24 protein-coding genes and 2 pseudogenes are annotated in these 23675 nt (G+C 41.8%); 7 read left to right on the plus strand and 19 right to left on the minus strand.

Annotated elements, in window-relative coordinates:
• Positions 1–15 precede the first annotated feature (15 nt).
• The 17 genes from QM409_RS06290 to recJ all read right to left on the minus strand — a co-directional run bounded on the left by QM409_RS06290 (position 16) and on the right by recJ (position 15285).
• Positions 16–594: a uracil-DNA glycosylase family protein gene (locus tag QM409_RS06290; protein WP_227326098.1), complete on the minus strand. Its 579-nt coding sequence runs from the start codon at positions 592–594 to the stop codon at positions 16–18.
• A 53-nt stretch (positions 595–647) separates the two neighbouring features.
• Positions 648–2048: a dipeptidase PepV gene (pepV, locus tag QM409_RS06295; RefSeq protein WP_414305322.1), complete on the minus strand. Its 1401-nt coding sequence runs from the start codon at positions 2046–2048 to the stop codon at positions 648–650.
• A 12-nt stretch (positions 2049–2060) separates the two neighbouring features.
• Positions 2061–2666: a nitroreductase family protein gene (locus QM409_RS06300; RefSeq protein ID WP_414305321.1), complete on the minus strand. Its 606-nt coding sequence runs from the start codon at positions 2664–2666 to the stop codon at positions 2061–2063.
• Positions 2667–2807: 141 nt separating this feature from the next.
• A complete protein-coding gene (locus tag QM409_RS06305; RefSeq protein WP_414305320.1) occupies positions 2808–3101 on the minus strand; it encodes a hypothetical protein in 294 nt (97 codons plus the stop codon).
• Entirely contained in the window at positions 3082–3474 is a 393-nt protein-coding gene (locus QM409_RS06310; RefSeq protein WP_153214813.1) for a hypothetical protein, read from the minus strand. Before QM409_RS06310 ends, QM409_RS06305 begins: the two co-directional genes overlap by 20 nt.
• Positions 3456–4670: a triacylglycerol lipase gene (locus QM409_RS06315; protein ID WP_414305319.1), complete on the minus strand. Its 1215-nt coding sequence runs from the start codon at positions 4668–4670 to the stop codon at positions 3456–3458. Before QM409_RS06315 ends, QM409_RS06310 begins: the two co-directional genes overlap by 19 nt.
• A gap of 1 nt (position 4671) precedes the next feature.
• The gene (locus QM409_RS06320) at positions 4672–5082 is read right to left on the minus strand and encodes a hypothetical protein (RefSeq protein WP_153209730.1); all 411 of its coding nucleotides are present in this window, start codon (positions 5080–5082) and stop codon (positions 4672–4674) included.
• A 74-nt stretch (positions 5083–5156) separates the two neighbouring features.
• Entirely contained in the window at positions 5157–5375 is a 219-nt protein-coding gene (locus QM409_RS06325) for a hypothetical protein (protein WP_414305318.1), read from the minus strand.
• A 3-nt stretch (positions 5376–5378) separates the two neighbouring features.
• On the minus strand, positions 5379–5540 hold the full coding sequence (locus tag QM409_RS06330; RefSeq protein ID WP_414305317.1) for a hypothetical protein: 162 nt from the start codon (positions 5538–5540) through the stop codon (positions 5379–5381).
• The gene (locus tag QM409_RS06335) at positions 5540–5932 is read right to left on the minus strand and encodes a hypothetical protein (RefSeq protein WP_414305316.1); all 393 of its coding nucleotides are present in this window, start codon (positions 5930–5932) and stop codon (positions 5540–5542) included. Before QM409_RS06335 ends, QM409_RS06330 begins: the two co-directional genes overlap by 1 nt.
• Before the next feature lie 297 nt (positions 5933–6229).
• Positions 6230–6751, minus strand: a complete 522-nt coding sequence (locus QM409_RS06340; protein WP_414305315.1) for a hypothetical protein — start codon at positions 6749–6751, stop codon at positions 6230–6232.
• A 145-nt stretch (positions 6752–6896) separates the two neighbouring features.
• Positions 6897–7742 carry a metallophosphoesterase family protein gene (locus QM409_RS06345; RefSeq protein WP_414305314.1) on the minus strand — a complete coding sequence of 282 codons (846 nt, stop codon included), beginning with the start codon at positions 7740–7742 and terminating at the stop codon, positions 6897–6899.
• Complete coding sequence (gene uvrC, locus QM409_RS06350; RefSeq protein WP_414305313.1) at positions 7732–9579, minus strand: excinuclease ABC subunit UvrC; 1848 nt, start codon at positions 9577–9579, stop codon at positions 7732–7734. Before uvrC ends, QM409_RS06345 begins: the two co-directional genes overlap by 11 nt.
• 39 nt (positions 9580–9618) lie before the next feature.
• Positions 9619–10320 carry a M57 family metalloprotease gene (locus tag QM409_RS06355; RefSeq protein ID WP_261034312.1) on the minus strand — a complete coding sequence of 234 codons (702 nt, stop codon included), beginning with the start codon at positions 10318–10320 and terminating at the stop codon, positions 9619–9621.
• A gap of 62 nt (positions 10321–10382) precedes the next feature.
• Positions 10383–11162 carry an esterase family protein gene (locus QM409_RS06360; protein ID WP_261077979.1) on the minus strand — a complete coding sequence of 260 codons (780 nt, stop codon included), beginning with the start codon at positions 11160–11162 and terminating at the stop codon, positions 10383–10385.
• 66 nt (positions 11163–11228) lie between these two features.
• Positions 11229–12890 carry a ribonuclease J gene (locus tag QM409_RS06365; protein ID WP_414305312.1) on the minus strand — a complete coding sequence of 554 codons (1662 nt, stop codon included), beginning with the start codon at positions 12888–12890 and terminating at the stop codon, positions 11229–11231.
• Positions 12891–13062: 172 nt separating this feature from the next.
• On the minus strand, positions 13063–15285 hold the full coding sequence (gene recJ, locus QM409_RS06370) for a single-stranded-DNA-specific exonuclease RecJ (protein ID WP_414305311.1): 2223 nt from the start codon (positions 15283–15285) through the stop codon (positions 13063–13065).
• A gap of 176 nt (positions 15286–15461) precedes the next feature.
• On the opposite strand from recJ, the gene QM409_RS06375 reads away from it, so the two are divergent.
• The 5 genes and pseudogenes from QM409_RS06375 (at position 15462) to QM409_RS06395 (ending at position 19719) form a co-directional block, all read left to right on the plus strand.
• Entirely contained in the window at positions 15462–16220 is a 759-nt protein-coding gene (locus QM409_RS06375; protein WP_173249933.1) for an amino acid ABC transporter ATP-binding protein, read from the plus strand.
• Positions 16221–16230: 10 nt separating this feature from the next.
• The gene (locus tag QM409_RS06380; protein WP_414305310.1) at positions 16231–17025 is read left to right on the plus strand and encodes a transporter substrate-binding domain-containing protein; all 795 of its coding nucleotides are present in this window, start codon (positions 16231–16233) and stop codon (positions 17023–17025) included.
• A 12-nt stretch (positions 17026–17037) separates the two neighbouring features.
• Positions 17038–17715 (plus strand): amino acid ABC transporter permease, encoded by a 678-nt coding sequence (locus tag QM409_RS06385; RefSeq protein WP_000131137.1) that lies wholly within the window; start codon positions 17038–17040, stop codon positions 17713–17715.
• A 9-nt stretch (positions 17716–17724) separates the two neighbouring features.
• Positions 17725–18384 (plus strand): amino acid ABC transporter permease, encoded by a 660-nt coding sequence (locus QM409_RS06390; RefSeq protein WP_000443882.1) that lies wholly within the window; start codon positions 17725–17727, stop codon positions 18382–18384.
• A gap of 144 nt (positions 18385–18528) precedes the next feature.
• A pseudogene (locus QM409_RS06395) lies at positions 18529–19719 on the plus strand (oxidoreductase).
• Positions 19720–19828: 109 nt separating this feature from the next.
• Here the strand turns inward: QM409_RS06395 and QM409_RS06400 are convergent.
• Positions 19829–20266, minus strand: a complete 438-nt coding sequence (locus tag QM409_RS06400; protein WP_094753429.1) for an Rrf2 family transcriptional regulator — start codon at positions 20264–20266, stop codon at positions 19829–19831.
• Positions 20267–20341: 75 nt separating this feature from the next.
• Positions 20342–21184 carry a metallophosphoesterase family protein gene (locus QM409_RS06405; protein WP_414305309.1) on the minus strand — a complete coding sequence of 281 codons (843 nt, stop codon included), beginning with the start codon at positions 21182–21184 and terminating at the stop codon, positions 20342–20344.
• Between the two features lie 283 nt (positions 21185–21467).
• On the opposite strand from QM409_RS06405, the pseudogene QM409_RS06410 reads away from it, so the two are divergent.
• Together QM409_RS06410 and thrS are read left to right on the plus strand one after the other, a co-directional pair.
• Positions 21468–21676 (plus strand): annotated as a pseudogene (locus QM409_RS06410) (hypothetical protein).
• A 40-nt stretch (positions 21677–21716) separates the two neighbouring features.
• Positions 21717–23660, plus strand: a complete 1944-nt coding sequence (gene thrS, locus QM409_RS06415) for a threonine--tRNA ligase (RefSeq protein WP_000608345.1) — start codon at positions 21717–21719, stop codon at positions 23658–23660.
• Positions 23661–23675 lie beyond the last annotated feature (15 nt).

A 23675-nucleotide genomic window follows, 5' to 3' on the forward strand; every position in this document is an offset into this window, starting at 1 on the left:
TTTGATTTTCATTGACTATAAAATAGTTTTAATTCTTTTTTTCAAATCCGGCACCACTTCTGACTCAAACCAAGGATTTTTAGCCATCCAGATTTGATTTCGTGGCGAGGGGTGAACTAAAGGAAAATAGTCTGGCAAATAATCCTGATAGCGTCGAACTCTATCTGTCACCTTGCCACTGATTTTCTCCTTTAAATAGTAGGCCTGGGCATATTGACCAATCAAAAGGGTCAATTGAATATCTGGTAATTCTTGCAAGAGCTGCGGATGCCATTTTTCAGCAAAGCCAGTTCTCGGTGGTAAATCACCTGACTTGCCATGCCCTGGAAAGTAGAAATCCATAGGCAGAACAGCAAAATATCCTGAATTGTAAAAGGTATCTTCATCCACACCTAGCCAGTCGCGCAAGCGGTCACCACTCTTATCTTTCCAGTAAAGGCCTGCTTCTTGGGTTTTAAGACCAGGCGCTTGACCGATGATATTGATGCGAGCAGTCTTTGGCGCTGCAAAGAGAGGCTCGATGCCACGCTTTGTATAGGTAGCATTCTGCGGATCCGCCATAATGGCTTGCTTGATTCTTTCGATTTGAGACATCTACTTTCCCTCCAAAAAGAAGTCTAAGCATACAATCTCAGACTTCTATCGTTTTATTTGATCAATTCATAAATAGCTTCGGCATAGATTGCTGCAGCTCGGAAGAGATCGTCCAAGGCGATAAATTCATTGGCTTGGTGCATGGTGTCAATTGAGTCTGGGAACATGGCACCGTAGGCAACTCCGCGTTCGAGCAAACGACCAAAGGTTCCACCACCGATAACTTGCTCGTGACCTTTAAGGCCAGTTTGTTTTTCATAGACATTCAACAAGGTTTGCACAAGTGGATCTTCCATTGGCACATAGTGAGGGGTATGCCCGTGCTCAGAAAGGCTAACAGAAGCAACTGACAAGTTTTCAAGGATTGACTTGATTTGCTCTGGGCTTGTTCCTTTTGGATAGCGGATATTAAGGGCAATGGTATTATCAGCACTTGCTTCATCGAAGCGGAAGACACCCGCATTCATAGAAAGGGCACCCATCTTTTCATCCACATGGGCAATCTTGAGATTTTCACCCTCATGGTCGTTCAAGAGAATTTTACCAGCGATGTCAAGGTAGTCTTTAGCTGGTCCTGCAAAGTCAAACTGACTGAGGAAGAGAGCTAGGTAAGTTGCACCATTGACACCTGAAGCAGGCATAGCACCGTGGGCTGATTTACCAATGATCGTCACCTTGTATTGGCCAGCTTCTTCTTGAATTTCTCCTCTAAGTTTGTGTTCTGCAACAAAGGCATCTAGTTTAGCTTGCAAGTCAGCCAAGTCACCTGAAATAACTGCTGTTGCTGATTCAGGCACCATGTTTTCACGTAAACCACCTGTAAAGCTGTGAAGACGGGCTACACCTGTATTTTCTCCTGCAAAGTGGAGGTATTCAGTAATATTTCCTTTTTCACCGTTGATGATAGGGAACTCAGCGTCTGGAGAGAAACCAAAGTCTGGCTTGGCAAGTCCTACGTGCTCAAAGTAGTAGTCCATATCTGCCCAGCCTGATTCTTCGTCTGTTCCGACGATGAAGCGGACTTTCTTAGACGTTGGAAGGCCTAGTTCTTTGATGATTTTCAAGCCATAGTAACAAGCTGTTGTAGGACCCTTGTCGTCCGAAGCCCCACGCGCATAAAGGCAACCGTCCTTGATAGTTGGTGTGTAAGGGTCTGTGTCCCAACCGCTACCAGCTGGAACCACATCCATGTGGGCAAAGATGCCGAGAACTTCTTCTCCTTCACCAAACTCAAAATGTCCTGCGTAGTTATCAACATTTTTAGTTGGATAGCCATCGCGGTCTGCGATTTCAAGGAATTTTTCCAAGGCTTTTACTGGGCCAGGTCCAAATGGATGCTGAGCGTCCGCATTGCTGTCATCACGTTCTGAGTTGATTTTCAAAAGGCTAAACAAGTCAGCCAAGAGGTCTTCTTTGCGTTTTTCTACTTCTGCTGTAAAATCAATTGCTGTCATTTTTTCTTCTTTCTATCTTTTCTCGATGATTTCATCTACTGGTAAGCGGTAGCTTGGTTCCAATTTTTCGTCTGTGTATCCCACTGTAATCAAAAGTTCCGGACGGAAGCGGTTTTCGATTTCCAAAACTTCGTTGACTTTTGATTTGTCAAAACCAAGAATCAGATTTGATCCGATTCCCTGATCTGTAAGAGCCAGAACCAAATTCATAGCAACCAAACCTGCATTGAGGGCTAGGTAGTCGCTGACTTGTTGCTCACTGTAACGGGCAAATTCAGCAGGCAAATTTTTCATGAAGTATTGTAGTTGTTCTTCTGAGAAATTGTTAGCACCACCAACTCGGGCAATCTTACGAGCACGTTTGGCAAGGTCTGTATCCGTAAACAGGGCAATGGTTACAGGCGCTGATGATACCTGCTCAAAGTTGGAACCGTAAGCCAACTTTGCCAATTCAGCATTTTTCTCACGAACCACCACAAATTTCCAAGGCTGGCTGTTGTGGGCGCTTGGAGCCAAGGTTGCGATTTCGATAGCCGTACGCACATCCTTAGGATCAACCGGCTTATCAGTGAAATGCTTAGTCGCATGACGTTTTTTATTTAATTCAAGAAATTTCATAATCGATTTCCTTTTCTAATTCTACTGCTTCCATTCTACCATAATTTGAAAGAGCTTGCAGGGATTTTTCATAGGAAAAGTAATAGCAAAAAAACTGCTCTGTGCAGTTTGTAGCAATTATTCTAGTTACTCACTATAAAATTAGCAAATGGAATCATACTGAGACAACTTCTCCATTGTCACTTCTTCCAACTTTTTCTTTACCTGACCTTTTATAGCCGTATCCATCTGTGATTTTATTTTCCCAATAGCGACTTTTATCTCCTCCGCACTTTCTCTCACTTTTTCTTTATAATCTGTTTGCAAAGAATTTCTTTCTTTTAAGATTACTGTCGCCATTGTATAGATTCTATTCTTCTCCATCATACGATACATCTGACGTAAAGCAAATTCATATTCTTCATCTGTATAATATTCATTTAACGGCGCGAGCATATGACCTCCTTAAATCTCCGATTGTCTGTTCTAACTCATCTTGCTTCTTACGATAATCTCTGTTTAACAAATCCTCTTGATACTGCAATTCATCTTCTCTACGCCTACACGCAAACTGAGAATCCTCCATCAATTGTTGTAAACTCCTATAAAACTGTTCTCCATCTTGGTAACTATATTGTCCTTTTTGAAGAAAAGCAGTCATCTTACCAGCTTCGTCTTCTACGATTCGGGCAAGGCGGTCTCGACGTTCATAGAGTTCATTGCGTTGATTTGTAAACGTTGCTTTCTGCTTTAGATATTCATCTTCCAAATCATGATACTCTTTTTCTTTTTCTTTTAACTTTTGGAAGACTAAATCCGACTGTTCCATTTTCTAAATTCTCCTGCCAATTCCTTATCTGTGGCTAGTTTATTCTCAATGACTTGGATAATCTGTTGGTTAAGGGTATCAAACTCTGTGGCTAGTTTTTCAGCCTTTTGATTCATTTGCTCAAAATCTTGCTCAACTGAACCGACAATCGTAGCCTGAGTCACACCCGCAGACGCAAAAGTCGATAGGACTTCATCATAACTCAGGTATCGGAAACTACTAAAGTCAAGCTGATTCCATAGTTCTTGTACTTTTGACACCACCTCCTCTTGAAGGTGCTTGATGTCGTCTGCACCAGCTCGAGCTGCGTTAGCCATTCCTTCCCCTAGAGCCATCCCCTGCAAGCTATCCAAGTATATCTCTTCCCTACTTGACAAACCATCTACCGAGAGGTAGCTTTTGATTTTTTGGTAGCGGTACATACCTGCTGTTGCTTCTGCTAGCGCCGTTACTTTGAGATTCGTAACTCGTTTTCCATCCAAATCAACTAACTGGCCATTCTCATCAAATCGCCACTGGGACAAGTTATGATATTCTAACTTGTTACCCCAGTTATCTTTTGCAGGGTAGATGTAGGGAAATATAGCTGTTTGAGTCGTATTTCCCGTAATATTGCCAATAACATCATACTTATGACGGTAATTGCGAAATTGTTCTGGATGTTCTTGCATGTACTTGATTTCTTCTTTCGAAATCAAGTTATGAATATCTGGCCCGTTGTACCCAACATTAGCATAACCTCGTTTTAAAGCGACATACATAGCCAGAGACTCTCCAAGCGAATGCCCCGCAGTTGTGATTTTAGCAGTGGGATAAGTTTTTTCGATTTCTTCCGCAAAACTCAGAGCCGTTTGAAATTGAGATTTTCTAAATGTCTTTGTTTTCAAATCCGACAACACCTGTCTATCACCAAATCCTATTGATTGGATATCTGTTTGGATGTCAAGTCGATCATCTTTATTCGTCCCTGCATAGGCAATCACTACATGGCTATAATCCACATTCCCATTTTTATCTACAGGAGCAACTGCCATAGCTTGCATACCGTTAGAGGTGTTGTCTTTTGTACTAAGAACTCGAAAAGTTTGAGAATCCTTTCTTAACTCATCTCCTGCTTTCCATGGAGTTGAATTTTTATTTTTATCAACTTCATATACTTGGTCAACTAAGTAATTAAAACTTTTATCCGTAATCATATTATCTCACCCAATAAATAACTGTTATATTTGACATAAGTGAATCGCTATTTATTACTTCCGGATTATCTCTTTCTATTAATTTATTCCCATTACTTTGACTAATATGCTGTCCAAAACCTATTTCATCCTCTGTCATCAAGTTTTGAACAGAAAAAGTGACAAATATTTCGTCATTGACAATGGCATTAGAATTCCAAGTTCCTGTTAATTTATTCTGTTGAAAACTTGTAAACTCAATCTTCTCAACCTTTTCATAATGACTAACTAAGTATAACGCCATCCTATCCTGTTCGATTCTCATTTTCTCTTCCAGAGTTTTTTCTTTTTGGTGATTCAAACTAAACATTACAATTCCTCCTATAATACAGATTACTAAAGTAATAATACCCCATTTTTTACGCTTATTCATTGACACACCTCCTTATATTATTCTATAAAACAACTTGGTCTTAATTACCTTATAGCATAACATAAACAGCTATTTTACTTAACCTTGGTATAATCCAGCGCTGTCACAAACTGAGAATCTACTACTTTCGCAGAATTTAGTCCTGAACGAGACTGTAGTTTATCCCTCCCAAGCCATAAAGACTGTACATCCGTACCAAAATCCTTTATATCCGAACTATTCGTCCCAGCATAGGCAATCACTACATGGCTATAATCCACATTCCCATTTTTATCCACAGGAGCAACCGCCATCGCCTACATACCATTGAAGGTGTTGTCTTTTGTACTAAGAACTCGAAAAGTTTGTCCATCTGATTTAAAAATCTTATCGTCTCTCCAAGGTCGTTTTACTTTTCCTGCATCAACATTATAAACTCCATCGACAATATCATTATAATTTTTATCTGTTATTTTCATCACTTGCTCCAATATTTCACTTTAATATTATCTATTGTTTGTTGATTAGTGATTTCATTTTTTTCTTGTAAATTTAATCTTTTATTCCAACTAATTACATAATTGTCAGTTTCATCATTAAATTTAAAGAAAGTAATTTCCATTTCAAGTTCTTTATTTAGAGTTAATAACGCAGTTCTTGAACCTGTTGTAGCATTATTTTCTACATCATTAAATTCTATTTCATTGATTCCCTCATAATGATTAACTAAGTACAACGCCATCCTATCCTGTTCGATTCTCATTTTCTCTTCCATCGTTTTTTCTTTTTGGTGATTCAAACTAAACATTACAATTCCTCCTATGATACAAATTACTAAAGCAATAATACCCCATTTTTTACGCTTATTCATAGACATACCTCCTTATATTATCCTATAAAGCAACTTGGTCTTAATTACCTTATAGTATAGGACCAATAGTCGCTCTGGTCTTGTGCATTGAATTCAAGATTAGCATAGTTCACTCGCGATTTCCTTTTCTAATTCTACTGCTTCCATTCTACCATAATTTGAAAGAGCTTACAGATATTTTTCGTAGAGTTAATACTTCTTTCAAACACTCTGCTATTTATTTTAAGCTCTTTAAGTAGGTATTCTTTGGATTTAAAGCAATCAAAAAGCAGGCGATCGAACACCTACTATCTTATATTATTGACCAGATGCATAGGGGGCAAGTGCTTTATAAGCTGACTCCAGCGCTTTCTTCATTGTGTCACGTCCAGTTTTCAACTGTTGAACAAATAGAGTACGGGTTTGTTCAGGCACTACTGTATCATCAGAACCAATACTTGAAAGACTTTCGTTAAATGACTCTCTTACAGTCTCCATAGACTTAATCGCTGGTTCAACTTGGACGTTATATGCTTCTTTTCCACTATCTGGAATTTTCTCCCCAATTTCAACTGCATACTTTTTATAATTGTCTACTAATTTGCCAAAGACGTTCTTCACTTCTCCAACAGTTTTAGCATTCTCAATTTCTTCATCAGTGATCAAAACAACCTCATTATTTTCTGTCTTTGAACTTGACGTTGTTGATGAGGTCTCTGAAGAAGTTTTCTCTACAAAGCTTGAATTTTTAGTCGAAGAATCAGACGTTGTTTTCCCTGCACATGCTGCTAAAACAACAACAGATAAAAGAGCCATACTGGCTGTAATAATTTTCTTCATAATGTTCTCCTTTTTATTAAGCCCATTCTATAACAAAATAATTTCAATGTCAAATTTTAGCTAAGCCACCTTTTCTTCCTTATCATCTGACTCTTTTCTAAGAAATTCTACTACAAACCTCACTTCAAAATAAGGGCTACCGGCTTTATTTCTCACTTTGTAAAAAATCAAAAAATTTCTTCACATCCTCTACATACCCATGCTTTTCTATTAAGCTGGCTAAGAGTTCCAGATTGTGCCCCTGATAGTTGTCTTCTCTTCGTAGCTCTTCATACATTTCGATAAAGGGAAGTCCCTTGGACTTGGCCAGTTCTAACTCCGCTTCATAATCATAAGCGACTTTACGAAATAGGATATTTACCAATTCCCCATCTTCAACTTCTATCACGGCATACTGGGCACGGTGATTTTTTAACGCCTCCCAATTAAAATAGGGCATGCCAATCGACCCTGGATTGATGATTTGTTGCCCTTGACTTCCATAACGAAGCAACTGCTTGTGAACATGACCATAAACTGCCACGTCCGTTTCCGCATCTAGCAGTTGGTCAAATTTATCTGTATCATTCCCAACCAGTAGGTCCCCACCATAGTTCTTATTTGGCAAATTATGAGAGATAGAAAAGCGCAATCCGTCAATTTCTTTCTTTTCCAGCAAAGGCAAGCTTCGTAGCCAGACAATCGTTGCAGGATCCATTTGCTCCATCAAAAACTGGGTCATGCGCATTGACTGGATTTCTTTCGGATGTTCCAAACCATATTCGCCATCCAAGGCCTCAAGGACACGATCATCCCAATTGCCTCGAACACTGGTTGTGATAGAAAGGTCCTTTAGCAGGGCGACTAAGTCATTTGCGCCTGGACCAGGAAGAAAAATATCTCCCAGAAGCCAGTATTCACTGACTCCTTGATTTTTAGCATCTGCAATCACTGCTTCTAGGGCCGTCGCATTGCCATGAATATCTGATAAAATTGCGATTTTATGTTTCATTGTGATTTCCTTCCGTTTGATAATCTACTTGTTCTTCCGCCACTTGAGGCAAGACTTCTGCCTCCTGCGGGTTCAACTTCCTCTGCACAGCTTCTGCAACTGCTCTTGGTACCCCAACTTCGACAATCTCATCCACACTGGCTTCCTTGATTTTAGTCAAAGACTTGAAATGCTTCATAAGATTCTGCTTGCGTTTAGGTCCCAGACCGTCAATTCCATCCAGTTGTGATGAAAAGGAATTTTTGGAGCGCAGTTGGCGGTGGAAGGTGATGGCAAAGCGGTGAACCTCATCTTGGATGCGTTGGAGCAGGAAAAATTCCTGAGAATTGCGAGACAACTCCACCACATCAAGAGGATCACCAAAAAGTAATTCATGGGTTTGGTGCTTGTCATTCTTTTGCAGGCCTGCAATTGGAATGTCCAAACCCAGCTCTTCTTGGATGACTTGCTTAGCGATATTGACTTGACCTTGTCCCCCATCAATCACAATCAAGTCTGGCGGGGTCAAAGCCTCACGCTGAACTCGGCCATAGCGTCTGCGAATGACCTCTCGCATACTAGCATAGTCGTCTGGCCCGACTACGGTCTTGATTTTATACTTACGGTAATCTTTTTTACTTGGTTTGCCGTTGACAAAGACCACCATGGCTGAAACAGGACTGGTCCCCATGATATTAGAGTTATCGAAGGATTCGATGCGGACTGGGGTCGGTATTTGGAGCAAACGACCTAGATTTTCAATAGCTCCTTGTGTCTTTTCGACAGATTTTTCTAACAGATTGAACTTCTGCTCTAGACTGACTCGAGCATTCTTTATAGCCAAATTGACCAGTTGCTTTTTCTCTCCACGTTGGGGTTTGAGAATTTTTGTATCTACCAAGGCCTTGACAGCTTCCTCATCAATATCCAGCGGAATCAATACCTCATTTGGAACCAGGTGGGATTTTTCTTGATAGAATTGTCCTACATAGGTTAGAAAGTCCTCATCCGGATCATTATAATAAGGGAAAAGATTGACATCGCGCTCAATGAGTTTGCCCTGACGAACAAAGAAAACCTGTACACACATCCAACCCTTATCCACATAGTAACCAAAGACATCACGATTTTGGAGATCTTTAGACATAACCCTTTGCTTGGTCCGAAGCGTTCCAATGGCCTGAATCAGGTCACGGTATTCCGCCGCACGTTCAAACTCCATATTTTGTGCTGCAACTGACATTTTACTCTTGAGGTCATCAATGATTTTGTCATCTTGCCCTTTTAGGAAATCAGAAACCTCCTGAGCCATGGACTTGAAATAGGCCTCATCCTTCTTACAGATGGTATGAGCCATGCATTGGCCGATATGATAGTAAAAACAAACCTTAGAGGGCGGATTTGTACACTTCCGAAAAGGGAAAATCCGATCCAGCAACCTCTTGATTTCATTGGCTGCCCCCACATCTGGATAAGGTCCAAAATAGAGACCGCCGTCCTTTTTGACCTGACGGGTAATAATCAAACGAGGATAGCGTTCATTGGTAATCTTGATAAAAGGATAAGACTTATCATCCTTGAGCATGATATTGTATTTAGGCTTATTTTCCTTGATCAGGTTGATTTCTAGGAGAAGTGCCTCAATATTAGACTCCGTAACAATAAATTCAAAATCTACAATTTCAGACACCAAGGCCTCTGTTTTGGTATCATGACTTCCACGGAAATAAGACCTCACGCGGTTGCGCAGATTTTTAGCCTTTCCTACATAGATAATGGTGCCGTTTTTATCCTTGTGAATGTAGCAACCAGGGCTGGTTGGCAAGAGCTCTAGTTTTGATTTAATCAAGTTATTCATAGTTCCATTATAGCAAAAAAAGTAGGGAAAGATAGTCCCCTACTCATTAGTCTCATATATTTTTCGGAGGTTTGCAACATCCTCTTCCTGGATACCATAAAAGGAACCTGCTGGTTGCATCACAGACTTCTCATCTGTATGATCCAAGCCAATCGCATGACCCAACTCATGTTCTGCCGTATGGACAATACGCTCATAGGAATAGCCATAGTTAGGATTGGACAGATAATAGTGATTCAACCGTACCGTGACAGACAAGAATTGCCCCGTCAAGAGATTGGTCTGACTTTCTGCCTCTCCTGCCACAGGAGTACCTCCGTCATTCATCTCCGTAGCCAAGATATCTGCCTTGCTGGCCTCAGTCACCAGTTCAAACTTAAAGGCACCAGTTTGATTCCAATTCTGAATCGCTTCTACATAAGCTTCTTGAAAGCGTGAATCCATCTGCGGATCTAGGTAAATACGAGCAGAAGCCTGCGGCCACCTTCCTTCAGAGTGTTGGTGGCTATCTGTCTTGTTCAACTTAGGCAGTTGCCCTGTTTTTTCCCATTGGTCGATACTTTGTTGACCAATCTTTACTGACCGTTCTGCTTGCTTTAGTGCTCCTTGAAAATCCCCGTTCAGATACCAGAGAAGACCGAAAGCAAGAGCACATAAGAGCACGACTATCCAAACCAGGCGCCAAAACAAACGCCACACAAAAGAAAAGAAAGCCCCTATCAAACGAAAAATCCAGCGCATGTTCCTCCACCTTTCTAGCAAATAAAGACTACTTTACTAAAACAAGCTGAAAGAAAGCTAAATTATGACAATCTCTCTTCTAATTTGAAATCGATTGGCAGGGTTGCTAGAAACCGTTCCAATTGTTTTTCCCAGTAATACCATTCGTGAGTTCCAGCGCTATGGCTATAGGTCACATCAAAACCTAATTTTTTGAGATTTTTCACTGCCAGATTATTGGCTTCATACAAGAAATCCTGCTCGCCGCACCAAGCCCAAAGCTGGGTCTTTTTGTCCGATTTTTTAGCCAAACTTTCAAGAGAATAGGGGCTAGCTGTCCAATCTTTAATCTCCCCAAAAACACCTCTCCAGTATGCTGGCGTTCCCAAATCTTGGCTTTCAGGAGAAAAATCTTGAAAGCTAAGAGCACCTGAAAAACTAGCTGCATGAGAAAAACGATTTGTAGCAAGAGCCAATTTGAAACAGCCGTAGCCTCCCATAGAGAGGCCAGCGATAAAGGTCTTTTCACGCTTACTGGTCATGTTAGGAAAGAAACGTTTCAGAACCTGTGGCAATTCCTCTGCTAGAGCTGTGTAATAGTCAAAACCATATTGGGTATCGGTGTACCAACCATTGCTGGTATTGGGCATAACAACGATGAGATTAGTGCCTCGAAGCAAGCGTTCTACATTGGTCCGCTTGAGCCAACTATTATGATTGCCAGACATCCCATGCAAAAGGTACAAGACGGGAATATCTTTACACTCTGGTTCTTCCACTCGATTGGCATCGGGGTAAAGAACATTCACTCCCCACTCCATATCCAAAACTTGTGAGTAATACTCAATTTTCATTACTGCCATAATTTTTCCTCTATTTTTCTATAAGAAAAAGCCGAAACTCGACTTTCTCTCTGTTTATTTCAACGATTATTTTGCTTCCATGACTACTGGTAAAATAGCTGGACGACGTTTAGTTTGGTCAAAGAGATACTTGGTCAGATTATCACGAACCTTCCCTTTAAGATCTGCCCAGTCAAAGTCATCTCCTTGAAGATAATCTTCTACCGTTTGGTTAATCAATTCTGAACTTTCACGGAGAATATCGCGGCTCTTCTTGAGATAAACAAATCCACGCGTGTGAACACGAGCCTTGGCCACAATTTTCTTCTCACGACGATTAACTGTGATCGCGACGATGAAAATACCATCCTCTGACAAGACCTTACGGTCACGAAGGACCACATTGCCAACATCACCAATGGCATTCCCGTCAATCAAGACATCCCCTGCCGAAACCGCTCCAGCTGGGACAAAGTCCCCATTCTCATAAGCCATGCTGGTTCCCTTTTTAGGAATGAAAATGCGTTCTGGCAACATTCCAACTGCCATAGCAGCCTTAGCATGGGCATCCAACTCGCGGTATTCCCCTTGAATCGGGAAGAGATACTTGGGTTGCAAGAGATTAATCATCAACTGAAGATCACGCGCATTTCCGTGCCCTGATACATGTAAACTTTGGGTAATCAATTTGACAACCCCTCCTGCCTGATAAATCATATTTTCCACACGCGCAACGAAGGCTTCTTTAGCAATAGACGGAGCCGTAGCAATATAGACCAGGTCCCCATCCTTGATTTCTACATAACGATGGCGACCAATCGACATCTTACGAAGTCCATTGATAGGTTCACCCATACGACCTGTCTCAAGAATAATCAACTCATGGTCTTCAAAGCGAGACATATCTTTCGGCTTAATCAAGAGAATTTCGTTGGCTAAAGACAACTTCTTGAGACGAATCGCTGTGCGGACGATATTTTCAATATCAAATCCTGTCAAGACGATACGTCGACCTGTTTTATCCGCAGCGTCAAAAATCTGCTGGATACGAGAAAGGTTACTGGAAACAGCTGCAACGATGATACGACCTTCCCAGTCAGCAATGGTTTGGGTAATTTCATCCCTAACTTCACTTTCACTAGCCACCTGAATATTGCTGTCCGCATTGGCCGAATCACTGAGGAGAGCCAGGACGCCGTCACGACCGATTTCTGCCAAACGAGCGAAGTCTGTCGCATAGGATTCACTAGCTGTCTGGTCAAATTTGAAGTCACCTGTATAAACGATGCTACCTTCAGCTGTCTTCAAGACAATTCCCAGGCTCTCTGGAACGGAGTAAGTCGTAGGGAAGAAGGAAACCACTGTCCCATCAAAATCAATCTCCGTATTCTCATCAATGACATGGAAATCATTAAATTCCTTAACGGCATCATTTCCTTTGACAAAGAGTTTGGCCAACTCAATGGTCAACTCAGACCCAAATACAGGAACTTTAGCCTCTGCCAAGAGATAAGGCAGAGCACCAATGGCATCCGCATGCCCGTGGGTCAAGAAAACCCCAGCAATACGGTCGCTATTTTCAAAAAGGTAATCCATCTTTGGAATCACCACATCGACCCCTAATTGTTCATTTTCGGGATATTTTAACCCTACATTCAAAACAAAAATGGACTCTCCAATTTCAGCAATGTACATATTTTTCCCATTTTCACGTACACCACCAAGTGTTGTTAAACTAATATTACTCATTTTTCCTCCAAAATCTTAGTTTATCTTGATTATAGGGTTACTTACCCTTTTATTCTAAAAGCACTATTACCTTTAGCCGAATCTTTTCCTACCATTATACCATTTTTTTAATGATTTTCAAAATGAAGATTTGTTTTCAAAAAAGAGCTGGTTGCCCAACTCTTTCCTACGTCTATTCTTTTTCCATTAAAAAGTCATAAATTTCTTGCACCGTACCCAGCGCCATCATTTCTTGGTCTTTGACGGTTTGTTTGAGATTCTGGTAAATCTGACTCTCTCCTATCTCTCGCTTTGGCGCTTCTTTATTGACTGTCATCACACCATCTTCGATTGTCACAAAGCCTAGTTCTTCGAATACTTGAATCATCTTGACCAGCAAGATTTGTTGGATATTGAGATAAGCAGCCAAATCCTTCAGCTTGTAGCGAATATCAAACTCTGGAAACTGGTAAATGGTCTTGTACAATTTGGCAAACTGCTCTCTAGTTCCATAACCTGTCAGATAATAGGCCTTGTCAATATCATTTTTGAAATAGACAGCAGAAAAATTCTGCTCCTGAAAAATGGTCTTCAACAGAGTAATATCCTCAGGTATGGTTTTCACGACAACCGCTTCACTAGTCGCTAGATTCGGCAGTTCTCCAGCAAAATCCAAGACTGGAACTCCTTCTGGCAAGACTGCATTCTTCCCACGGATGTTAAAAAGCTGAACACCCTCCACACGCGCATCCACCATCATCAACTGGAGGGCAGTTTGGCCATTCCATTGGTTGACAGACAATTTGACTGCCAACTCTAGATTCTTGGTTTGAGCAAATTCTGTTGCCCATCTACCTTGGCCAAAGGCTACCACTTCAAAACTCGCCTCACCCTTGGAAATTTTCAGCTTGAGATGGGCGTTGCCTGCTCCCATAGTACGAGCACTTTCGACCTGAAAATCCTTTATATAAAAGACAGGTTTCTGATTGTCCATGCCAAAAGGTGCCAAACGTTCAAAACTTTTGACCGTTTCCAAGCTAAGTCCCTCCAAATCCAGCTCTTCATCTAAGTTTAACTTGTTCTTGCCACTAGCATCTGCGCCTTTTTCACGAACATAATCTTCCAAGACCTGAGATAAATCTGAGAGCTTCTCCACTTCCAGCGTCATCCCTGCCGCACCAGCATGGCCACCAAAGGCGATGAAGAGGTCTCGATGAGGATCCAGAGCCTCAAAAATATCGACCGCTTCCACACTACGAGCACTACCCTTGGCACGACCATCCTCTATATTAAGAACGATAACTGTCTGCCCCAATTCTTCCAACAAACGACCAGCCACGATTCCCAGAACCCCAGGATTCCAGCCTTCCTTAGCCAAGACTTGGACCTTCTTCTCAGGGTCCACCATAGTCTTAGCTTCTTCATAGATTGACTGAACGATTTCCTTACGCTCTTCATTTTTCTGATGAATCATAAGGGCAATCTCGTGCGCTTCCTCGTCGTCAAATCCAGTCAGCAAATCAATAGCTGGATTGGGATCATCCAAGCGGCCCAAGGCATTCAAACGAGGGGCAATCTGGAAACCAACCGTTTCTTCTGTTACTTCATTGGCAGCAATCCCAGCCATGTCCAGCATTTCTTGTAAACCAATGCGCTGAGTATGTCCCAACATTTCCAGACCATACTGAACCAAGATACGGTTCTCATCTGTCAAACTAACCATATCAGCAATGGTACCAATAGCGACCAAATCAAGCAATTCCACTTGTACTTCTTCTAAAAGGGCACAAGCCAGCTTAAAAGCTACTCCACAACCAGCCAAATATTTGAAAGGATAGTCCGCATCCGGATGTTCAGGATGGACAATAGCATAGGCATCTGGTAAGGTTTCAGGCATGGAATGATGGTCTGTCACAATGACATCTACTCCCATAGACTGGGCCAATTCAATAGCCTCGTGACCCGCAACCCCATTATCCACCGTCACAATCAAGGAAATTCCTTCTTGCTCGATAAAGTATTTATAAACACTGGCATTAGGTCCATAACCGTCGGTAAAACGATTGGGCAGATAAACCCGGCACTCGGCACCAAGCTGTTCCAAACTTTCCTTCACAATAGAAGCCGAAGTCATGCCATCCGCATCGTAATCTCCATAAATGAGGATATTTTCCCCTTCTTCAATAGCCTGACGAATCCGTCCCACTGCCTTATCCATATCATGGAGTAGATAAGGGTCATGCAAGTCCTCCAAGGAAGGTTCTAAAAACTTCTTCAGACTCTCTTGGTCCTGAATCCCTCTCTCAAATAGTAACCGAGCCACCTCAGGACCCAATCCAGCCTTCTTGGCTATCTTTGTAAAATCCGCATCTTCTACCTGCGGGGCAAACTGCCATTCATAAGTAGGTGTTATCAAAAAGACATCCACTCTTTCTAAGAATTCTATTGCTTCATTATAACATGATTTAGGCTTTTTCTCTATCCTGATTGCTTTCTACAAAAATTTTACTAATTTTTTTCTGATATGATTTGACAAGAAAAATCTTTTGGTGTAGAATCATGTTATAAAATCTAACACAAAGGAGATTCCTTATGGCTTTAGTAGAATTTGAACACGTCGAAAAATATTACGGAGACTACCACGCACTCCGCGACATCAATCTCCGTTTTGAAAAAGGGCAAGTCGTTGTCCTCCTAGGCCCTTCTGGTTCTGGGAAGTCCACTCTTATCCGCACCATCAATGGTTTGGAGGCTGTAGACAAGGGAAGTCTTCTAGTAAATGGTCACCAAGTTGCTGGTGCCAGCCAGAAAGATTTAGTACCGCTTCGCAAGGAAGTCGGCATGGTTTTCCAGCATTTTAACCTCTATCCGCATAAAACAGTGTTAGAAAACGTAACACTAGCACCCATAAAAGTTTTAGGAATTGATAAAAAAGAAGCTGAAAAGACAGCCCAAAAATATCTGGAATTTGTAAATATGTGGGACAAGAAAGATTCTTATCCAGCCATGCTTTCTGGTGGACAAAAACAACGGATTGCCATCGCACGTGGACTCGCTATGCATCCTGAACTCCTCCTCTTTGATGAGCCAACATCTGCTCTTGACCCTGAAACCATCGGCGATGTTCTAGCAGTTATGCAAAAATTGGCCCATGATGGTATGAATATGATTGTCGTGACCCATGAAATGGGCTTTGCCCGTGAAGTTGCTGACCGCATCATCTTTATGGCTGACGGAGAAGTTTTGGTAGATACGACAGATGTTGATGACTTTTTCGACAATCCAAGGGAACCTCGTGCCCAACAATTTCTCAGCAAAATCATCAACCACGAAAGTGACAAAGTCAAATAAGGAGGCGCCTATGAAAAAGAAATTCTTTTTATCCGCATTATTGATTAGCCTTTTCAGCCTTGCTGCTGCAAAACCAGTCCAGGCTGATACCAGTGTCGCAGACATTCAAAAGAGAGGCGAGCTGGTTGTTGGTGTCAAACAAGACGTTCCCAATTTCGGTTACAAGGATCCCAAGAAAGGGACCTATTCTGGTATCGAAACTGACCTGGCCAAGATGGTAGCTGATGAACTCAAGGTCAAGATTCGCTATGTGCCGGTTACAGCACAAACTCGCGGACCCCTTCTAGACAATGAACAGGTCGATATGGATATCGCGACCTTTACCATCACAGACGAACGCAAAAAACTCTATAACTTCACCAGCCCTTACTACACAGATGCTTCTGGCTTTTTGGTCAATAAGTCTGCCAAAATCAAAAGCATTGAGGACTTAAACGGAAAAACCATCGGAGTTGCTCAAGGTTCCATTACCCAACGCCTGATTACTGAATTGGGTAAAAAGAAAGGCTTGACCTTTAAATTCGTCGAACTTGGTTCCTACCCAGAATTGATTACTTCCCTACATGCTCACCGTATTGATGCCTTTTCCGTTGACCGTTCTATCCTATCTGGTTACATCAGTAAACGGACAGAATTGCTTGATGATAGTTTCAAGCCATCTGACTACGGTATCGTTACCAAGAAATCAAATAAAGAGCTCAACGACTATCTCGATAACTTGGTCACCAAATTGAGCAAGGACGGCAGTTTACAAAAACTTTATGACCGTTACAAGCTCAAACCATCTAGCCATTCCGCAGAATAAGGAGGACACCCCATGACAGATTTATCATCTTGGACAGCCTATTTTCAGGATTTTGGACAATTTTTCAATGGTTTCCTCTTCACCCTTGCCCTAGCAATTGGATCCTTTATCCTCGCCATGGTTTTGGGCATCTTCTTCGGAGCTATGTCAACCAGTAAACGTCCAATTTTGCGCATTTTAGCTCGTATCTTTGTCGAGTTTTACCAAAACACTCCCCTCTTGGTACAGTTTGTTATCGTTTTTTATGGTTTGCCTCTTATTAGTGACCATATCATCATGATTCCGATTTATTGGACGGCTGTACTCTGCGTGGGACTCTATCACGGTGCCTATATCGCTGAGGTAATTCGTTCAGGAATTCAGTCTATTCCTAGCGGTCAGATGGAGGCTGCCTTGTCGCAAGGTTTTACCTATATCAGTGCTATGCGTTTGATTATCTTGCCTCAGGCCTTTCGTATCATTCTCCCTCCTTTGACCAACCAAATTGTTAACCTCATCAAAAACACTTCTACAGTCGCTATTATCTCTGGAGTGGACTTGATGTTTGTGACCAAGTCTTGGTCGGCACTTAACGGAAACTACATTCCAGCATTTTTAGGTGCTGCCCTTCTCTACTTTTCTCTTTGCTTTCCTGTTGCCCAGTTTGGTCGCAAGATGGAGCAAGCCAACAAAAAAGCCTATTCACTTTAGGAGGTTACTATGGAATCCATTTTAGAAGTTTTGACCCCAGATAACCTAGTATTTATCTTTAAAGGATTTGGCTTGACCCTCTACATTTCTCTGATTGCCATCGTCCTCGCTACACTTATCGGTACAGTTCTAGCAGTCATGAGAAATGGGAAAAATCCTATCTTGCGCATCATTTCCAGCATTTACATCGAGTTTGTGCGTAACGTTCCCAACCTCCTCTGGATTTTCACCATCTTTTTGGTTTTCAAGATGAAATCCACACCAGCAGGAATCACTGCATTTACCCTCTTTACCTCAGCAGCCTTGGCTGAGATTATCCGAGGCGGTCTCAATGCCGTGGACAAGGGACAGTACGAAGCAGGAATGTCGCAAGGATTTACCTCAGCCCAAATCCTCTACCACATCATTCTCCCGCAAGCCATTCGCAAAATGTTGCCAGCCATCATTTCTCAGTTTGTAACCGTAATTAAGGATACCAGTCTTCTCTACTCTGTTATCGCCCTACAAGAACTCTTTGGAGCAAGCCAAATTCTCATGGGCCGTTATTTCGAACCAGAGCAGGTCTTCAGTCTTTACATCCTGATTGCCCTCATCTACTTCAGCTTTAACCTAGCCATTTCTAGCCTGTCTCATATGCTAGCAAAACGCTGGCAACAAGCTGCAGAATAATAAATTAGCTCTCCAGTTCAATTGGAGAGTTTTTTGATGAGAGTAGATATTTATAGAACTCAATTTGACACCATACTTTTTCTATGATAAAATGTAACAATTTTGTTTACAACAAATCAAAATCTAAATGAAATGGAATTTTCTATGAAATCAATCAAAGGAATACTCTTTATCATAGCTAGTTTTATCTTGACTCTTTTTGCTTGGATGAACACTTCTCCCCAATTCACTATTCCAGGACTAGCTTTAACAAGCCTATCTCTGACTTTTATCCTAGCCACTCGTCTCCCCCCTACTAGAAAGCTGGTTTCACGGTTTGGAGAAGGTCTACACTGTCCACAAATTCACAGCCTTTCTCTCCATCATCCTACTAATCTTTCATAACTTTAGTATGGGCGGTTTGTGGGGCTCTCGTTTAGCTGCTCAGTTTGGCAACCTTGCCATCTATATTTTGTCAGTATCATCCTTGTCGCCTATTTAGGCAAATACATCCAATACGAAGCTTGGCGATGGATTCACCGTCTGGTTTATCTAGCTTATATTTTCGGACTCTTTCATGTCTACATGATGATGGGCAATCGCCTTCTCACATTTAACCTCCTAAGTTTTCTTGTTGGTAGCTATGCCCTTTTAGGCTTACTAGCTGGTTTTTACATCATCTTCCTTTATCAAAAGATTTCCTTCCCCTATCTAGGGAAAATTACCAATCTCAAACGCTTAAATCACGATACTAGAGAAATTCAAATCCATCTTAGCAGACCTTTCAACTATCAATCAGGACAATTTGCCTTCCTAAAGATTTTTCAAGAAGGTTTTGAAAGTGCTCCGCATCCCTTTTCTATCTCAGGAGGTCATGGTCAAACGCTTTACTTTACTGTCAAAAATTCAGGTGACCCTACCAAGAATATCTATGACAATCTTCAAGTCGGTAGCAAAGTAACCGTTGACAGAGCTTACGGACACATGATTATAGAAGAAGGACGAGAAAATCAGGTTTGGATTGCTGGAGGTATTGGGATCACCCCCTTCATCTCTTACATCCGTGAACATCCTATTTTAGATAAACAGGTTCACTTCTACTATAGCTTCCGTGAAGATGAAAATGCAGTCTATCTAGATTTGCTCCGTGACTATGCTCAGAAAAATCCTAATTTTGAACTCCATCTAGTAGACAGTAGGAAAGACGGCTATCTTAATTTTGAGCAAGAAGAAGTGCCCGAACATGCGAGCGTCTATATGTGTGGTCCTCTTTCTATGATGAAGTCACTTGCCAAACAGATTAAGAAACAAAATCCAAAAACAGAGCTTATTTACGAAGGATTCAAGTTTAAATAACCACTCATACTCTCCTGGAATTTCCCAGGAGTTTTTTCTACGCAATCTCAAAAAACACTGCCAGATTTCTAGCAGTGTTTTGAGTTTTATTTGCAGGCATCTATCCCTCTCAATCCTTCATCTGACTCTCTGCATCGGCCACGACTTGCTCTAGACTGGTCTGACCAAGTTCAGTCTCCATAGCCAGCTGAATTCTCTCCAATTTTTGATCCAAAACATCATGAATACGAGCTCCTACAGGGCAATTGGGATTTGGATTGTCATGAAAACTGAAGAGTTGACCTGTCTTACCAAGACACTCGACCGCTTGATAAACATCTAAAAGACTAATGTCTTTGAGGTCCTTGACAATCTCTGTTCCCCCTGTTCCACGCGCTACTGAAATCAGCTCTGCCTTCTTCAACTGGGACAAGGTCTTTCTGATAATGACTGGATTGACCCCGACACTAGCAGCCAGAAAATCACTGGTCACCTTGCTTTCCTTCCCCTTGAGGGCAATGATTATCAGCATATGAGTCGCAATGGTAAATCTACTTGGAATTTGCATCCTCTTCTCCTTTTTACGAGGCTAGCCTGCCTCTACTCTTCTTTTTCTATTATTATACCCTTTTTAGTTGTAATGTCAATCATTACCACTTGTTAACCAGGCATCTAACTCCCTATCGTAGCCCTCTTTCTGGGCTAATTTTCTCAAAAATTCCTGATTGTGAGTATGGTGGATACCATTGACCAGACTTTCATAGTAAACCTCAAAATAGGGAAGTTTGAGGTCTTTAGCCAACTGCAATTCAGCTGCCCAATCGTAGTCTACCCGTCGGAAGTCCATATCTACCAAGCCCTTGTCATCAAACTCTAAAATCATATACTGGGCCCGTAAGTCCTTCCGTAACTGGGCATCTAGAAAGAAAGGCTGCCCAATCGAACCTGGATTGACAATCAATTGACCACCAGTCCCGTAACGAAGCAACTGCTGATGAATATGACCATATACAGCGATATCACAAGGTGGATTGGTCACCAAGCGGTCAAAATCCTCTTGCGCTCCAGTATGAATCAACTCTCTCCCCCAGTTCTTATCAGGAAGATGGTGGCTAATTCCTACCGTCAAATCCCCAAACTGACGATGAATCTGTAGAGGTTGATTGTGGAGCAGTTCAATTTCTTCTAGGGAAATTTCCTCTAAAACATACTGGCACTGGCGCAATAGATAGCGTTGGCTGGGACGAGTCTTATCCAATTCCTTACGGACACCATGCCACAGACTATCTTCCCAGTTTCCCAAAACCCTAGCTGTAATCGGTAGTTGAGCCAACAAGTCCAAAATCCTTCTACGCCCTGTCCCTGGCATGAGAATATCTCCCAGAAGCCAGTATTCATCCACTTCTAGCTGCCGAGCATCTTCCAAAACAGCCTCCAAGGCTGTAGTATTTCCATGAATATCTGAAAGAAGAGCTATTTTTGTCATTCTTTCTCCTCATTTCCTCTTATATATCTTTTTAATATTATAACAAAAAATACTGTATAATAGTCACCTTTAACCCACTCTTACTAAATCCAGAACACTACTTTTATCAAGGTAAAGACTTATCAAAAAGATGATTTCACATTACTCCTAACAAAGCATAGCAAGCACTTTTTAATGAAGAAAATTCAAAAAAATCTACAAATATCTTGAAAATTTTCACAATCATGCTATAATAATCCATAGAGACAAGTCACTTAGTCCCTTTCTACTAGAGAGTGCGTGGTTGCTGGAAACGCATAGAGAGCCTAAACTGATACTACTCTTGAGTTTTTTATGAAAACATAAAACGGTGGCCACGTTAGAGCCAATCAGAGGTGTCCCTCTCTTTTGAGGAACATAAATGAAGGTGGAACCACGTTGCGACGTCCTTTTGAGGATGTCGCTTTTTGTTTTTCTAGCTTTCACAATCCTCTGTCCCTGTTTTCAGAATAGGGTTAACACATTCGTCAATAATATAAGTAAGGAGAACATCATGATTAACATTACTTTCCCAGATGGCGCTGTTCGTGAATTCGAATCTGGCGTTACAACTTTTGAAATTGCCCAATCTATCAGCAATTCCCTAGCTAAAAAAGCTCTTGCTGGTAAATTCAACGGCAAACTCATAGACACTACTCGTGCTATCACTGAAGATGGAAGCATCGAAATCGTGACACCTGATCACGAAGATGCCCTTCCAATCTTGCGTCACTCAGCTGCTCACTTGTTCGCCCAAGCAGCTCGTCGTCTTTTCCCAGACATTCACTTGGGAGTTGGTCCAGCCATCGAAGACGGCTTCTACTACGATACTGACAACACAGCTGGTCAAATCTCTAACGAAGACCTTCCTCGTATCGAAGAAGAAATGCAAAAAATTGTCAAAGAAAACTTCCCATCTATTCGTGAAGAAGTGACTAAAGACGAGGCACGTGAAATCTTCAAGAACGACCCTTACAAGTTGGAATTGATTGAAGAACACTCAGAAGACGAAGGTGGTTTGACTATCTATCGTCAGGGTGAATATGTAGACCTTTGCCGTGGCCCACACGTCCCTTCAACAGGCCGTATCCAAATCTTCCACCTTCTCCATGTAGCAGGTGCTTACTGGCGTGGAAATAGCGACAACGCTATGATGCAACGTATCTATGGTACAGCTTGGTTTGACAAGAAAGACTTGAAAAACTACCTCCAAATGCGTGAAGAAGCTAAGGAACGTGACCACCGTAAACTTGGTAAAGAGCTTGACCTCTTTATGATTTCACAAGAAGTGGGACAAGGTTTGCCATTCTGGTTGCCAAATGGGGCAACTATCCGTCGTGAGTTGGAACGCTACATCGTAGACAAGGAGTTGGCTTCAGGCTACCAACACGTCTACACTCCACCACTTGCTTCTGTTGAACTCTACAAGACTTCTGGTCACTGGGATCATTACCAAGAAGACATGTTCCCAACTATGGACATGGGTGACGGGGAAGAATTTGTCCTTCGTCCAATGAACTGCCCGCACCACATCCAAGTCTTCAAACATCATGTTCACTCATACCGTGAATTGCCAATTCGTATCGCTGAAATCGGTATGATGCACCGTTATGAAAAATCTGGTGCCCTCACAGGTCTTCAACGCGTGCGTGAGATGTCACTCAACGACGGTCACCTATTCGTTACCCCAGAACAAATCCAAGAAGAATTCCAACGTGCCCTTCAGTTGATTATCGATGTTTATGAAGATTTCAACTTGACTGAATACCGCTTCCGCCTCTCTCTTCGTGACCCTCAAGATACTCATAAGTACTTTGATAACGATGAGATGTGGGAAAATGCCCAAACCATGCTTCGTGCAGCCCTTGATGAAATGGGTGTGGACTACTTTGAAGCCGAAGGTGAAGCAGCCTTCTACGGTCCAAAATTGGATATCCAGGTTAAAACTGCCCTTGGTAAAGAAGAAACCCTTTCTACTATCCAACTTGACTTCTTGCTTCCAGAACGCTTCGACCTCAAATATATCGGAGCTGATGGTGAAGAGCACCGTCCAGTTATGATCCACCGTGGAGTTATCTCAACTATGGAACGCTTCACAGCTATCTTGATTGAGAACTACAAGGGTGCCTTCCCAACATGGCTAGCACCTCACCAAGTAACCCTCATCCCAGTATCTAACGAAAAACACGTGGACTACGCTTGGGAAGTGGCGAAAAAACTCCGTGACCGCGGTGTCCGTGCAGACGTAGATGAGCGCAATGAAAAAATGCAGTTCAAGATCCGTGCTTCACAAACAAGCAAGATTCCTTACCAATTAATCGTTGGGGACAAGGAAATGGAAGACGGAACTGTTAACGTTCGTCGCTATGGCCAAAAAGAAACACAAACTGTCTCAGTTGATGACTTTGTTCAAGCTATCCTTGCTGATATCGCCAACAAATCACGCGTTGAGAAATAAGAGATAAAACCTGGG

This window comes from Streptococcus mitis (genome assembly GCF_047465045.1).
In the GTDB taxonomy this organism is placed as follows: Bacteria; Bacillota; Bacilli; order Lactobacillales; family Streptococcaceae; genus Streptococcus; species Streptococcus mitis_DT.